We start from the raw sequence: 708 nt of genomic DNA on the forward strand, positions 1-708 counted from the left end.
GATTGCCAACGCCAGTGGAATCTCCAACCCGGACCTGATCCATCCCGGTCAGGTGCTGACGATTCCGTAACCGCCAACACCCACTGTTTGCAAGGCGTTTGAATTCCGCCGAGCAGAACGGCACACATCCAAAACCAAGATCAGTAAGCTCGACGGCGTCCGTGCTCGAAACCGGCGTCTCGCTAAAGGTCGCCTTGACAGAAAGGGGCAACGAAGTGGGAGACACACTCACTGAAGGACAAAAGCTTACGAAGGGGGAGTCGTTAACGTCTAAGAACGGCGCGTACACGCTGACGTTGCAGGACGACGGCAATCTGGTGCTGGCCGCCCGCGGTCAGGCCGTCTGGTCCACCGGCACCAACGGCCAGAACGCCGAGCGCCTCGAGGTGCAGAGCGACGGCAACTGCGTGCTCTATACCCCCGACAAGCCGATCTGGCACACCGACACCAAGGGCAAGAAGGACGTCAAGCTGGTTCTGCAGGACGACCGCAACCTGGTGCTCTACGCCAAGGACGGGGCGGCCTGGTCGTCGAAGACCGACACCACCGAACCGCCGCCGCCCGCGCCGGAGGAAGCCCAACCCGAGGTGGCGCCCGCCGCGGCCGAAGCACCGGCGCCCGCCGAGGCACCAGCTCCGCCACCTCCTCCGCCACCGCCGCCGCCGGCCCCGCGGACCTACACCGTGGTCTCCGGTGACACGTTGTGGG

At 65.0% G+C, this 708-nt stretch carries 1 protein-coding gene; it reads left to right on the forward strand.

Annotated features, from left to right (window positions below):
• Positions 1-215 precede the first annotated feature (215 nt).
• Positions 216-708, forward strand: a 493-nt coding sequence (locus CWS39_RS28370; RefSeq protein ID WP_102146122.1) for a lectin, incomplete at its 3' end; no start/stop codon positions are given.

This window comes from Mycobacterium hubeiense (assembly GCF_002838065.1).
GTDB classification, from domain to species: Bacteria; Actinomycetota; Actinomycetes; order Mycobacteriales; family Mycobacteriaceae; genus Mycobacterium; species Mycobacterium hubeiense.